At 60.3% G+C, this 13,375-nt stretch carries 15 protein-coding genes; 13 read left to right on the top strand and 2 right to left on the bottom strand.

Annotation, left to right across the window (positions count from 1 at the left end):
• Positions 1-18: 18 nt before the first annotated feature.
• Both glyA and D781_RS16280 read left to right on the top strand, forming a co-directional pair.
• On the top strand, positions 19-1,272 hold the full coding sequence (gene glyA / locus D781_RS16285) for a serine hydroxymethyltransferase (protein WP_015673433.1): 1,254 nt from the start codon (positions 19-21) through the stop codon (positions 1,270-1,272).
• 161 nt (positions 1,273-1,433) lie between these two features.
• A complete protein-coding gene (locus D781_RS16280) occupies positions 1,434-2,579 on the top strand; it encodes a 3-phenylpropionate MFS transporter (protein ID WP_015673432.1) in 1,146 nt (381 codons plus the stop codon).
• Here D781_RS16280 and csiE read toward each other — a convergent pair.
• Entirely contained in the window at positions 2,576-3,841 is a 1,266-nt protein-coding gene (gene csiE, locus D781_RS16275) for a stationary phase inducible protein CsiE (RefSeq protein ID WP_015673431.1), read from the bottom strand. The genes D781_RS16280 and csiE overlap by 4 nt on opposite strands.
• Positions 3,842-4,016: 175 nt before the next feature.
• Between csiE and D781_RS16270 the strand changes: the two genes are divergently transcribed.
• Both D781_RS16270 and D781_RS16265 read left to right on the top strand, forming a co-directional pair.
• The gene (locus tag D781_RS16270) at positions 4,017-4,652 is read left to right on the top strand and encodes a DUF1007 family protein (protein WP_015673430.1); all 636 of its coding nucleotides are present in this window, start codon (positions 4,017-4,019) and stop codon (positions 4,650-4,652) included.
• The gene (locus tag D781_RS16265) at positions 4,643-5,665 is read left to right on the top strand and encodes a nickel/cobalt transporter (protein WP_015673429.1); all 1,023 of its coding nucleotides are present in this window, start codon (positions 4,643-4,645) and stop codon (positions 5,663-5,665) included. Before D781_RS16270 ends, D781_RS16265 begins: the two co-directional genes overlap by 10 nt.
• A gap of 58 nt (positions 5,666-5,723) precedes the next feature.
• On the opposite strand, the gene suhB is transcribed toward D781_RS16265, so the two are convergent.
• On the bottom strand, positions 5,724-6,527 hold the full coding sequence (gene suhB / locus D781_RS16260) for an inositol-1-monophosphatase (RefSeq protein ID WP_015673428.1): 804 nt from the start codon (positions 6,525-6,527) through the stop codon (positions 5,724-5,726).
• 172 nt (positions 6,528-6,699) lie between these two features.
• Here suhB and trmJ point away from each other — a divergent pair, with 172 nt between their 5' ends.
• The 9 genes from trmJ to iscX all read left to right on the top strand — a co-directional run bounded on the left by trmJ (position 6,700) and on the right by iscX (position 13,263).
• Complete coding sequence (gene trmJ / locus D781_RS16255; RefSeq protein ID WP_015673427.1) at positions 6,700-7,425, top strand: tRNA (cytosine(32)/uridine(32)-2'-O)-methyltransferase TrmJ; 726 nt, start codon at positions 6,700-6,702, stop codon at positions 7,423-7,425.
• A gap of 136 nt (positions 7,426-7,561) precedes the next feature.
• The gene (iscR, locus tag D781_RS16250) at positions 7,562-8,059 is read left to right on the top strand and encodes a Fe-S cluster assembly transcriptional regulator IscR (protein ID WP_015673426.1); all 498 of its coding nucleotides are present in this window, start codon (positions 7,562-7,564) and stop codon (positions 8,057-8,059) included.
• Positions 8,060-8,118: 59 nt separating this feature from the next.
• On the top strand, positions 8,119-9,333 hold the full coding sequence (iscS, locus tag D781_RS16245) for a cysteine desulfurase (protein ID WP_015673425.1): 1,215 nt from the start codon (positions 8,119-8,121) through the stop codon (positions 9,331-9,333).
• A gap of 24 nt (positions 9,334-9,357) precedes the next feature.
• Positions 9,358-9,744, top strand: coding sequence for a Fe-S cluster assembly scaffold IscU (gene iscU, locus D781_RS16240; RefSeq protein WP_015673424.1), 387 nt, complete (start codon positions 9,358-9,360; stop codon positions 9,742-9,744).
• Positions 9,745-9,873: 129 nt separating this feature from the next.
• Complete coding sequence (gene iscA, locus D781_RS16235; protein ID WP_015673423.1) at positions 9,874-10,197, top strand: iron-sulfur cluster assembly protein IscA; 324 nt, start codon at positions 9,874-9,876, stop codon at positions 10,195-10,197.
• Between the two features lie 101 nt (positions 10,198-10,298).
• Positions 10,299-10,817 (top strand): co-chaperone HscB, encoded by a 519-nt coding sequence (gene hscB, locus D781_RS16230; protein WP_015673422.1) that lies wholly within the window; start codon positions 10,299-10,301, stop codon positions 10,815-10,817.
• A gap of 24 nt (positions 10,818-10,841) precedes the next feature.
• Entirely contained in the window at positions 10,842-12,692 is a 1,851-nt protein-coding gene (gene hscA / locus D781_RS16225; RefSeq protein ID WP_015673421.1) for a Fe-S protein assembly chaperone HscA, read from the top strand.
• Between the two features lie 2 nt (positions 12,693-12,694).
• Positions 12,695-13,030 carry an ISC system 2Fe-2S type ferredoxin gene (gene fdx / locus D781_RS16220; RefSeq protein WP_015673420.1) on the top strand — a complete coding sequence of 112 codons (336 nt, stop codon included), beginning with the start codon at positions 12,695-12,697 and terminating at the stop codon, positions 13,028-13,030.
• Between the two features lie 32 nt (positions 13,031-13,062).
• Positions 13,063-13,263: a Fe-S cluster assembly protein IscX gene (gene iscX, locus D781_RS16215; protein ID WP_015673419.1), complete on the top strand. Its 201-nt coding sequence runs from the start codon at positions 13,063-13,065 to the stop codon at positions 13,261-13,263.
• Positions 13,264-13,375: the final 112 nt, after the last annotated feature.

The following is a 13,375-nucleotide window of genomic DNA, read 5'->3' as shown; positions in this document are numbered from 1 at the left end:
TGAGTCGGGAGATGCCGGATGTTAAAGCGTGAAATGAACATTGCAGATTACGATGCCGAACTGTGGCGCGCAATGGAACAGGAAGTCGTTCGTCAGGAAGAGCACATCGAACTGATTGCCTCTGAAAACTACACCAGCCCGCGCGTGATGCAGGCTCAGGGCTCCCAGTTGACCAACAAATACGCAGAAGGCTATCCGGGCAAGCGTTATTACGGTGGTTGCGAATATGTGGATATCGTCGAGCAGCTGGCGATTGACCGCGCGAAGGCGCTGTTCGGCGCCGACTACGCCAACGTGCAGCCGCACTCCGGCTCCCAGGCCAACTTCGCCGTGTACACCGCGCTGCTGCAGCCGGGCGACACCATCCTGGGGATGAACCTGGCGCACGGCGGCCACCTGACTCACGGCTCTCCGGTTAACCTGTCCGGCAAACTGTACAACGTGGTGCCTTACGGCATCGACGAGCAAGGCCAAATCGACTATGACGACCTGGCTCAGCAGGCGCAGACCCACAAGCCGAAAATGATCATCGGCGGTTTCTCCGCTTACTCCGGCGTGGTTGACTGGGCCAAAATGCGTGAAATTGCCGACAGCATCGGTGCCTACCTGTTCGTCGATATGGCGCACGTGGCCGGCCTGATTGCCGCAGGCGTCTACCCGAACCCGGTTCCTCATGCGCACATCGTTACCACCACCACCCACAAAACGCTGGCCGGTCCGCGCGGCGGCCTGATCCTGGCGAAGGGCGGCGACGAAGAGCTGTATAAAAAACTGAACTCCGCCGTGTTCCCGGGCGGCCAGGGCGGCCCGCTGATGCACGTGATCGCCGGTAAAGCGGTGGCGCTGAAAGAAGCGATGGAGCCAGAGTTCAAGGCTTATCAGCAGCAGGTGGCAAAAAACGCCAAGGCGATGGTGGAAGTGGTGCTGGAGCGCGGTTACAAAGTGGTTTCCGGCGGTACGCACAACCACCTGTTCCTGCTGGATCTGGTAGACAAAAACCTGACCGGTAAAGAAGCAGACGCCGCGCTGGGCCGTGCCAACATCACCGTCAACAAAAACAGCGTACCGAACGATCCGAAGAGCCCGTTCGTTACCTCCGGCATCCGTATCGGCACCCCGGCGGTTACCCGTCGCGGCTTCAAGGAAGCTGAAGTGCGCGAGCTGGCCGGCTGGATCTGCGACGTGCTGGACAACATCAATGACGAAGCCGTTATCGAACGCACCAAACAGAAAGTGCTGGATATCTGCGCCCGTCTGCCGGTTTACGCGTAACCCGCGTTGCCGCACCCTGAAAAAACCCGCTGCGGCGGGTTTTTTTACGCCTGCTGCCGGGCAAAGTGTGAGGTATTTGGCACTATCACCTTATAGGTCGTAAGCGTTATTGCGGGCCGGTGTGAGCTCTGTCAAAGTATCGTCCACACACCGGAGGGAACATGGTTCTGCAATCAACACGCTGGCTGGCGCTCAGCTATTTCACCTACTTCTTTTCTTACGGCATTTATCTCCCGTTCTGGAGCGTCTGGCTTAAAGGCGAAGGGCTGGAGCCTGATGTCATCGGTATTTTACTGGGCGCCGGTCTGGTGGCGCGCTTTCTCGGCAGCCTGCTGATTGCGCCACGGGTAAAAGATCCCGCCAATCTGGTGACGGCGCTGCGCATTCTGGCGCTGCTGACGCTGGCCTTCGCCGTCGGCTTCTGTTTTGGCAACGCCTGGGGCTGGCTGATGTTGGTTATTGCCGGCTTTAACCTGTTCTTCTCGCCGCTGGTGCCGCTGACCGACGCGTTGGCCGGCACCTGGCAAAAGCAGATTACGCTGGACTACGGCCGGGTGCGGCTGTGGGGGTCGCTGGCGTTTGTGATTGGCTCCGCGCTGACCGGCCAACTGGTGGCGGCCTGGGGGCATAGCGCCGTTTTATACTGTCTGCTCGCCAGCCTGCTGGCGATGCTGCTGGGCATGCTGCTGAAACCGACGGTGATGCCGCAGGGGGAAGCGCGTGTGCAGAACCAGCCGCAGCGCTCGTGGCGTGAACTGCTGACGGAAGGGCCGGTCTGGCGCTTTCTGCTGTGCGTGACGCTGCTGCAGGGCGCGCATGCCGGCTATTACAGCTTTGCGTCGATTTACTGGCAGGAGTCCGGCTATTCGGCCGCCGCGATCGGCTATTTCTGGTCGCTGGGGGTGGTGGCCGAGGTGATCATTTTCGCCAGCAGCAGCGTACTGTTCCGGCGCTGGAACGCGCGCAGTCTGCTGCTGCTGTCGGCCTGCTGCGGCGTGCTGCGCTGGGGATTGATGGGGGCCACTACCGAACTGGGATGGCTGTTGCTGGTGCAGATCCTGCACTGTGGCACCTTTACCGTCTGCCATCTGGCGGCGATGCGCTTTATCAGCGGACGCAGCGGACCGGACGTGATCCGCCTGCAGTCGGTCTACTCCGGCCTGGCGATGGGCGGCGGTATCGCGGTGATGACGGTGGTTGCCGGCTTCCTGTTTGAACACTGGCAGGGCGGCGTGTTCTGGGTGATGGCGGCGCTTGTGCTGCCGGCGCTGTTTATCCGGCCGCCGGCGGTCAGCGCAGCGCGTTAAGGGGTTTCCAGCAGCGCGCGCAGGGTCTTGCGCTGCCCGCGCGCCAGCGGCAGTTCGGTGTAGATCAGCGGCGGCTGCGTTGCCTGCATCGGCGTTGCGTAAGGGGTGATCACCAGCGTGACGTCCTGCGGCGCGCCGGAGCGCAGAAAGTCGCGCAGCGGCTGATATTTGATATTGAGCGGCAGCAGCGTCAGTTCACGCAGCTGATACTCCAGCTCCTCCTCCAGCTGCGGATTGTCCAGCGTCAGCAGCAGCACCTGTTTTTCCTGCAGGGCGTTGCCCTGCATCAGCCAGGCGCCGAAGCTTATCGCCACCAGGCCGGCTTCTTCGCGCGAAAAGGCAATGCCATACTCCTGCTCAAACGGCTCCAGCGCCTGCTGCGTGGTGCGCATCAGCCGCGGATATTTACGCACCACCTCTTCCAGCAGCATATTATCGATGCCGATAGCAAAGTGGCAGCGTTCCACCGCCGGCGCCAGATGGGCGAACAGGTGGGTGATCAGATCCGCCCGGCTGCTGAAGTTCATGCCGGAAAGCTGCTGGAAGTGCTCAACCATCCGTTCGATCGCCGCCATCAAACGTAAGTCTTCGTCGGAGTGGTCGCTCTCATAGCTGTGGTTTTTCAGCAGGGTGAACATCAGCACCAGAAAGTCCTGCTCATCGGCATGGGACGGCCGGCCGGACAGCGCCAGTAGCAGCGGGTAAAGCCGGGCGGCGGCCTGTTGCTCCGGCTTCTGATGCAGCCAGGCGCGCTGAGCGTCAGTAAACGACGGGTGGCGCTGCCGGCGGATTTCCCACAGGCAGTAGCAGAGATAGGGCGGCAGGAACAGACGGATGCGTTCCTCAATCGGCTGTTTCAGCGTGGCGACGCAGCGCTCCAGTTCGAGCTGCAATCGGGCCGCCTGCTCGCTGTCGAGGGTCAGCGCCTGATGCAGCCGCGGGCTGAAGGTCTCTTCCACAAACTGCGGGCAGCAGCGCAGCGCCCGCCGTAGCCAATGAATCAGGCAGAGGCGTTGATTCAGCGTGCTCCCGGTCAGCTGGTAGCCCTCTTCGGGGCTTCCGGCGATCGCCAAGTGGTGGAATCGCTGGATTTCACTGTTCACCTCGGCGATATCCTGCCGGGCGGTGGGGAGGTCGACGCCGTTGATTTGGCTGATAGTCTCCAGTTTTACTGTGGGCGGCGGTGTATACAGCAGCAACAGCAGGCGGCAGCGCCGCTGTTGACTGGAGAGCTCAGGCACGGGGGAGGTGTCCAGGCTCATAGGGGTATCCGGCAGATCACATTGATATGGGTTTAAGCATAGCAAAAGGTGTTAAAGCGGCGCGGTTCTGGCATCTGGTTTTACTTCGGCTTATAACTTTCGTCACAATTCTGGCGGGGTGCGATGCTGATTTTGCCATTTATTGTGTTATGTTATAACAAATTTACGGGTTGAAATGATGAAGCTAAGAGATTTACTGGTCGGTTTGGCGGCGTGGTATAGCCTGGATGCGGCGGCGCATCCGCACAGTTTCATCGATATGAACACCACCTTCGTGGTGCAGGAACGGCAGCTGGTCGGCTTGAAAATGGTGTGGGTGATGGACGAAATGACCTCGGCGGACCTGCTGTATGATGCGCAGAATGCCAAAAGCGACTCGGAAACCTGGAAGAAGCTGGCGGCGCAGGTGATGGCCAACGTGTTGGGCCAGCACTACTTTACCGATATCTACCGCGACGGCAAACCGGTGAAATACACCAATCTGCCGCCGGAATACCGGCTTTCCCGTCAGGGCCACAAGGCGGTGCTGGAGTTTATCCTGCCGCTGGCGCACCCGCAGCCGCTGGCGGGGAAACCGTTCAGCATCTCCACCTACGATCCTACCTACTTTGTCGACATGAGCTATCAGGCTTCCTCCGCGATTCATCTGCCGGCCGAGATGGCGCAGCAGTGCCGCTTCGAGCTGTTTACCCCCAAGCCGGACGCCTCGCTGCAGGCGTATGCGCTGTCGCTGGATAAAAACGATTCGCCGGGAGAAGACCTGCAGCTTGGCCAACAGTTTGCCCAACGGATTACTTTACAATGTCACTGAACCTCGGGACTTCGTCGCTTGGCCGCCGTCACTGGGCTGTCAGCCTGTGGCCATTACTGTTGCTGCTGTTGGCGCTGGCGGCCGGCGCGCAGCTGGTCTGGCACTACTGGCCGCAAATCATGCTGCAGAGCGTGGCGTGGCAGAAAACGCTGAACCAGCAGCTGGCGGCGCTGCTGCAGCAGGTGAAGGCCGATCCGCAGCGCGCCGGAATAACGCTGATGCTGTTCAGCCTGAGCTACGGCGTGCTGCACGCGCTGGGGCCGGGCCATGGCAAGGTGGTGATCTCAACCTATCTGGCAACGCACCCGACGCGGCTGAAAAGCAGCCTGAGGCTGACCTTCGCCGCCTCGCTGCTGCAGGGGCTGGTGGCGGTAGCGCTGGTGGCGCTGCTGCTGGGCGTGCTGCAGCTGTCGTCGCGTCAGCTGCATCAAAGCAGCTTCTGGCTTGAGCAGGGCAGTTACCTGCTGGTGGTGCTGCTGGGCGCACTGCTGAGCTGGCGGGCGCTGCGCCGTCTGGCCGCCGCGCTGAAGGCGCTGAAACCGGCGCCGGCGCTGCGTATCCAGCGTCTGCAGCCGCTGGCTGACGATCACGTGCACAGCGCGCACTGCGGCTGCGGTCATCGTCATTTACCCAGCGACAGCGAACTGCAGGCCGGCGGCGACTGGCGCACGCGGGCGGCGATCGTGCTGGCGATGGGCATCCGCCCCTGTTCCGGCGCGATTCTGGTGCTGCTGTTTTCCAAGGTGCTGGGCGTGTTTGCCTGGGGCGTGGCGTCAGCGCTGGCGATGGCGCTGGGCACTTCGGTGACGATTTCACTGCTGGCGCTGTTGGTGCATTACGGCCGCCGGCTGGCGGAGCGCATCAGCGTGTCGCGCGCGTCGGCACATTGGCAGGCGGTGGCGTGGGGATCGCTGGCGTTGCTGGGAGGCGTGCTGCTGCTGTTCGCCGGCGTCATGCTTTACCTCAGCGCGCAGCCGGAGTTCAGCGGCGGGGCGCGGCCTTTCTCGCGTTAAGGCGGCAGATATAACAAGGGCGAGGCATTAGCCTCGCCCTTGTTGGTGCTGACAGCGATTAACGTTTCAGCGCTTCGCTCAGCTCTTCGCGCATGGTGCCCAGCAGCGCTTTAACGACGCGCGGGTTACCGGCGACCACGTTGCCGGAGCTGAAGTAGTTGTGACCGCCGACGAAGTCGGTGACCACGCCGCCGGCTTCACGCACCAGCAGCTCGCCCGCGGCGAAGTCCCACGGCTTCAGGCCGATTTCGAAGAAACCGTCAACGCGGCCGGCGGCCACGTAGGCCAGATCCAGCGCGGCGGAGCCGGTGCGGCGGAAGTCGGCGCACTGGGTGAACAGTTTACCCACCAGGTTGATATAGGCCGGCGCGTGCTGCTTCGCCTTGAACGGGAAGCCGGTGGCCAGAATGGTGCCGTCGAGATCTTTGGCGCTGGTGCCGCGCAGACGGTAGCCGTTGAGCTGTGCGCCCTGACCGCGGGTAGCGGTGAATAGTTCGTTGCGCATTGGATCGTAAACCACCGCCACTTCGGTGCGGCCTTTGATGCGCACGGCGATAGAGACGGAGAAGTGTGGGAAGCGTTTGATAAAGTTGGCGGTGCCATCCAGCGGATCGATCACCCATTGTACATCGCGATCTTCGCCAATCAGCTCGCCGCGTTCTTCACTGATGATAGTGTGTTGCGGGTAAGACTTGCGGATGACGTCGATGATCAGATGCTCTGCATCGCGATCGACGTTAGTGACGAAATCGTTACTCCCTTTTTGGCTCGCTTCTACAGCGTCCGGAGTTTCGTAGTTTTTGGCAATCAGGTTACCGGCCTTGCGCGCAGCGCGCACGGCGATAGTCAGCATCGGATGCATGGGTATCTTCCACTAGGATGTTAAAGAACAGGAAACGGCGCGGAGTATAGCAGGTGTTCTGCCAAATGCCTAACCTCTTCACGGGTTAAATTGCAGACAGGCGTAACGCGCATGCCATTAAGTTGTCTCCTGTGATAGGATACTGCGATTTCCGACACCGCTCAGAGTTTGTATGCTGCACAATATCCGCATTGTTCTGGTTGAGACCTCTCATACTGGCAATATGGGCTCAACGGCCCGAGCCATGAAAACCATGGGTTTAACCAACCTGTATCTGGTCAATCCGCTGGTAAAACCTGATTCTCAGGCCATCGCGCTGGCCGCCGGCGCCAGCGATGTTATCGGCAACGCCACCATTGTTGACACCTTTGACGAAGCGATCGCCGGCTGCGGCCTGGTGGTGGGTACCAGCGCGCGCTCGCGCACCTTGCCCTGGCCGATGCTTGAACCGCGCGAATGCGGCGTGCAGGCGGTGAAAGAGGGCGAACAGGCGCCGGTGGCGCTGGTGTTTGGCCGTGAACGCGTCGGCCTGACCAACGACGAACTGCAAAAATGCCACTACCACGTGGCGATCCCGGCCAACCCGGATTACAGCTCGCTGAACCTGGCGATGGCGGTGCAGATCCTCGCCTACGAGGTGCGCGTCGCCTATCTTGACCGCCAGCAGGCGGATGCGCCGGCGCAGCCTGAAGAAGAGGCTTATCCGCTGGTGGATGATATTGAGCGTTTCTATCAGCATCTGGAACAGACGCTGCAGCGCAGCGGGTTTATCCGCCCGACGCATCCCGGCCAGGTGATGAACCGCCTGCGCCGCCTGTTTACCCGCGCGCGCCCGGAAGCGCAGGAGCTGAACATTCTGCGCGGTATGCTGACGTCGATAGATAAGCTTGGTAAATGATTGAAAAGTCAGTGTTCGTTATTATTAATATCAAAACGTGCTAATACTTGAGTGAATTACTCGGTTAAATAGTTGACTGGATTACTAGGGAATGTCAGACTTTCCGCTATGTTTGACCAACAGGTAACCATTGACTATGAGACTGACATCCAAAGGCCGTTATGCCGTAACCGCTATGCTTGACGTGGCATTGCACTCCCAGGAAGGGCCCGTACCATTGGCTGATATTTCAGAGCGACAAGGAATCTCGCTCTCTTATCTGGAGCAATTATTTTCCCGTCTGCGTAAGAACGGTTTGGTAGCCAGCGTGCGCGGCCCGGGTGGTGGTTATCTGCTGGGCAAAGACGCCGGCGAGATTGCCGTCGGCGCGGTGATTACCGCCGTTGATGAATCGGTTGACGCCACCCGCTGTCAGGGGAAAGAAGGCTGCCAGGGCGGTGACCGCTGCCTGACGCACACCCTGTGGCGCGACCTGAGCGAGCGCATCAGCGGTTTCCTGAACGGCATTACGCTGGCTGAACTGGTCAACAATCAGGAAGTGCTGGATGTCGCCGACCGTCAGAATAATGACACGCGTCGTTCCGCCAACGGCCGCCAGGAAGAGACGATCATCAACGTTAATCTGCGCGCATAAGCAGCTGACGAATACTTGAGCATTTTGTTTTTGGAAGTGATGTACGGAGCACAAGAGCAATGAAATTACCGATTTATCTGGATTATTCAGCAACGACGCCGGTTGATCCGCGCGTTGCTGAAAAAATGATGCAGTTTTTGACCCTGGACGGCACCTTCGGTAACCCGGCTTCCCGTTCCCACCGTTTCGGTTGGCAGGCTGAGGAAGCGGTAGATATCGCCCGCAATCAGATTGCTGAACTGGTGGGCGCCGATCCGCGTGAAATCGTGTTTACTTCAGGGGCGACCGAATCCGACAACCTGGCGATTAAAGGCGCTGCCAATTTCTATCAGAAAAAAGGCAAGCACATCATCACCAGCAAAACCGAACACAAAGCCGTGCTGGACACCTGCCGTCAGCTGGAGCGCGAAGGGTTTGACGTCACCTACCTGGCGCCGCAGAGCAACGGCATCATCGACCTCAAAGAGCTTGAGGCGGCGATGCGCGATGACACCATTCTGGTGTCCATCATGCACGTGAACAACGAAATCGGCGTGGTGCAGGATATCGCCACCATCGGCGAAATGTGCCGTGCGCGCGGCATCATCTACCACGTTGATGCTACCCAGAGCGTGGGCAAACTGCCTATCGATCTGAGCCAGCTGAAAGTGGACCTGATGTCCTTCTCCGGCCACAAAATCTACGGGCCAAAAGGCATCGGCGCGCTGTACGTACGCCGCAAGCCGCGCATCCGTATCGAAGCGCAGATCCACGGCGGCGGCCACGAGCGCGGCATGCGTTCCGGCACCCTGCCTGTGCACCAGATCGTCGGCATGGGCGAAGCGTACCGCATCGCCAAAGAAGAGATGGAGAGCGAGATGGCGCGCCTGCGCACGCTGCGCGACCGTCTGTGGAACGGCGTGAAGGACATGGAAGAAGTGTACCTGAACGGCGACCTGGAGCAGGGCGCGCCGAACATCCTGAACGTCAGCTTCAACTATGTTGAAGGTGAATCGCTGATTATGGCGCTGAAAGACCTGGCCGTTTCCTCCGGCTCAGCCTGTACCTCCGCCAGCCTGGAGCCATCCTACGTGCTGCGCGCGCTGGGAATGAGCGATGAATTGGCGCACAGTTCGATCCGTTTCTCGCTGGGGCGTTTCACCACCGAAGAAGAGATCGACTACACCATCGATCTGGTTCGCAAGTCTATCGGCCGTCTGCGCGATCTTTCTCCGCTGTGGGAAATGTTCAAGCAGGGCGTAGACATCAACAGCATCGAATGGGCACATCATTAATTCTCAGGATTCAGGAGCAAGGTCATGGCTTACAGCGAAAAAGTAATCGATCACTACGAAAACCCGCGTAACGTAGGTTCTTTCGACAATGAAGATCCGAGCGTCGGCAGCGGCATGGTCGGCGCGCCGGCCTGCGGCGACGTGATGAAGCTGCAGATCAAGGTGAACGACGCCGGCATCATCGAAGATGCGCGTTTCAAAACCTACGGCTGCGGTTCCGCCATCGCCTCCAGCTCGCTGGTGACCGAATGGATGAAGGGCAAGTCGCTGGATCAGGCGGAAGCCATCAAAAACACCGAAATTGCGGAAGAACTGGAACTGCCACCGGTAAAAATCCACTGTTCTATCCTGGCGGAAGACGCGATCAAAGCGGCGATTGCTGATTATAAAAGCAAGCACGACGCCAAGTAATTTCAGGTAGGGGCGTAGCATGCTGCATGCTGCGCCCGCGTTTATTGGGACGCTGTCTGGCGTCCCGGGGCCGGTCCGCTCCCCGACGCCGGTTTGCCAGATGCAGGGGATATTGAGTGTGAGGTTGTTATGTCGATTACTATGAGCGACAGCGCTGCGCAACGCGTTCAGGCGTTCCTGAATAACCGCGGCAAAGGTCTCGGCCTGCGCCTTGGGGTTCGCACCTCCGGCTGTTCCGGGATGGCGTACGTGCTGGAATTTGTTGACGATGTGAATGACGACGACGTTATTTTCGAAGACAAAGGCGTTAAGGTGATCATTGACGGCAAGAGCCTGGTCTACCTTGACGGCACCGAACTTGATTTCGTTAAGGAAGGCCTGAACGAAGGCTTCAAGTTCAACAACCCGAATGTCTCAAGCGAGTGCGGCTGCGGCGAAAGTTTCAACGTCTGATAGCCCGTCGTGTTCTTCCGCAGAGGCCTTGCGGATGGATGAGATGCCCCCCGCACGGCGCGGGGGACCCGAAACCCTCACGATAACGCCCAGAGCACGCTATGGATTACTTTACTTTATTCGGGCTGCCAGTTCGCTATCCCGTGGACGGCAGCCTGCTTGCATCCCGCTTTCAGGATCTGCAACGCCAATTCCATCCCGACCGCTTTGCCAGCCAGCCGGAGCGCGAGCGCCTGATGGCGCTGCAGCAGGCGGCGACCATTAATGAAGCCTACCAGACCCTCAAGCACCCGTTAAAACGCGCCGAGTATATGTTATCGTTGCACGGCTTTGACCTGGGTAATGAACAGCATACCCTGCGCGATACGGCGTTCCTGATGGAACAGCTGGAGCTGCGCGAAGAGCTTGACGCCATTGAGCGTAAGGCGGATGACGCCGCGTTGACGGCCTTTGGTGAACGCCTCGCCGTCGCCGTCAGGCAGCGCAGCGCCCAGATGGTGCAGCAGTTGGACGACGAACAGTGGACCGACGCCGCCGATACCGTGCGCAAACTGCGCTTTTTGGACAAACTCCAGCAACAGGTTGAACAACTCGAAGAAAAACTGCTGGGTTTTGAGTGATTTTTTTAATTCTGGAAGCTCGACATGGCCTTATTACAAATCAGTGAGCCCGGCTTAAGCGCCGCGCCACACCAGCGTCGTCTGGCGGCCGGCATCGATCTGGGCACCACCAACTCGCTGGTCGCCACGGTGCGCAGCGGGCAGGCTGAAACGCTGCCCGACGCCGAAGGGCGTCACCTGCTGCCGTCGGTGGTGCACTACGGCGAGCAGACTACGCAGGTCGGCGTCGCCGCGCGCGCGCAGGCGGTGCAGGATCCGGCCAACACCATCAGCTCGGTCAAACGCATGATGGGCCGCTCCCTGGCCGACGTACAGCAACGCTATCCGAACCTGCCTTATCAGTTCCAGGCCAGCGAAAACGGCCTGCCGATGATCGCCACCGCTGCCGGGCTGCTTAACCCGGTTAGCGTGTCCGCCGATATCCTCAAGGCGCTGTCCGCCCGGGCGCAGCAGGCGCTGGACGGCGAACTGGACGGCGTGGTGATCACCGTTCCCGCTTATTTTGATGACGCGCAGCGTCAGGGCACCAAGGACGCCGCGCGTCTGGCGGGCCTGCACGTGCTGCGCCTGCTGAACGAGCCGACCGCCGCGGCCATCGCCTACGGGCTGGACTCCGGCCAGGAAGGCACCATCGCCGTGTACGATTTGGGCGGCGGCACCTTTGATATTTCTATTTTGCGCCTCAGCCGCGGCGTGTTCGAAGTGCTGGCCACCGGCGGCGACTCCGCGCTGGGCGGCGATGACTTCGACCACCTGCTGGCCGACTGGCTGCGCGAACAGGCCGGCGTGGCCGACCGCAGCGATCACGGCCTGCAGCGTCAGCTGCTGGATGCCGCAATCCAGGCCAAAATCGCGCTGAGCGACGCCGAGTCCGTGACGGTGAACGTCGCCGGCTGGCAGGGCGACGTGACGCGCGAGCAGTTCAACGCCCTGATCGCCACGCTGGTCAAACGCACGCTGATGGCCTGCCGCCGCGCGCTGAAAGACGCCGGCGTCAGCGCGGAAGAGGTGCAGGACGTGGTGATGGTGGGCGGCTCTACCCGCGTACCGCTGGTGCGTGAGCAGGTCGGCGCCTTCTTTGGCCGCACGCCGCTGACGTCGATCGACCCGGACAAAGTGGTTGCCATCGGCGCGGCCGTTCAGGCCGATATCCTGGTGGGCAACAAGCCGGACAGCGAAATGCTGCTGCTGGACGTGATCCCGCTGTCGCTGGGGCTGGAAACCATGGGCGGTCTGGTGGAGAAAGTCATCCCGCGCAACACCACCATTCCGGTGGCGCGCGCGCAGGAGTTCACCACCTTTAAAGACGGCCAGAGCGCGATGATGATCCACGTGCTGCAGGGCGAGCGCGAGCTGGTGCAGGACTGCCGTTCGCTGGCTCGCTTTACGCTGCGCGGCCTGCCGCCGCTACCGGCGGGCGGGGCGCATATCCGCGTCACCTTCCAGGTGGATGCGGACGGCCTGCTGAGCGTGACCGCGATGGAGAAATCCACCGGCGTCGAGGCGTCGATTCAGGTGAAACCTTCCTACGGCTTGTCGGATGACGAAATCGCCGGAATGATCAAAGATTCGATGGCCCACGCGCAGAGCGACGTCGGTGCGCGCATGCTGGCGGAGCAGCGGGTGGAAGCCGCCCGCGTGCTGGAAAGCCTGCAGGGCGCGCTGGCGAGCGATGCGGCACTGCTGGAGGCGCAAGAGCGCCAGGCCATCGACGCCGCCGTGGCCGCCTTGCAACAGGCGGTACAGGGCGATAAGCCGGCGGCCATTGAAGCCGCAATAAAAACATTAGATGCGACTACGCAAGATTTTGCCGCGCGCCGTATGGATGCTTCCATTCGACGGGCGCTGGCTGGCCATTCTGTGGATGAGGTTTAACCATGCCTAAAGTTGTTTTCCTGCCCCATCAGGACTTATGCCCGGAAGGGGCGGTATTGGACGCGGAACAAGGGGAAACCATCCTCGATGTTGCGCTGCGCAACGGGATTGATATCGAGCACGCCTGTGAAAAATCCTGCGCCTGCACCACCTGTCACTGCATCGTGCGTGAAGGCTTTGACTCGCTGGAAGAGAGCAGCGAGCTGGAAGACGACATGCTGGACAAAGCCTGGGGGCTGGAGCCGGAAAGCCGTCTGAGCTGCCAGGCGCGCGTCGCGGACGACGATCTGGTGGTGGAGATGCCGCGCTATACCGTTAACCACGCGCGCGAGCACTAATTGTTAGCCGTCAGCCTGAACGGGAGATCATAATGGGACTGAAATGGACCGACAGCCGCGAGATCGGCGAAGCCCTGTACGATGCCTATCCGGACACCGATCCGAAAACCGTGCGTTTTACCGATATGCATCAGTGGATTTGCGAGCTGGAAGAGTTTGATGACGATCCGCAGGCTTCCAACGAGAAAATACTGGAAGCGATTTTGCTGGTCTGGTTAGATGAAGCAGACTAGCGACTAATAGCGTAACGGGCTGCCATGGGCGGCCCGTTTATTTTGTATCCGACCGATAAAAACGAATCTACCCTCAATAATTCGGGTGACCGGGCGCTGCCAACACCGCCGT

It is taken from the genome of Serratia sp. FGI94, assembly GCF_000330865.1.
Taxonomy (GTDB): Bacteria; Pseudomonadota; Gammaproteobacteria; order Enterobacterales; family Enterobacteriaceae; genus Serratia_B; species Serratia_B rubidaea.
This window is presented reverse-complemented; position numbering and strand designations above follow the sequence as displayed.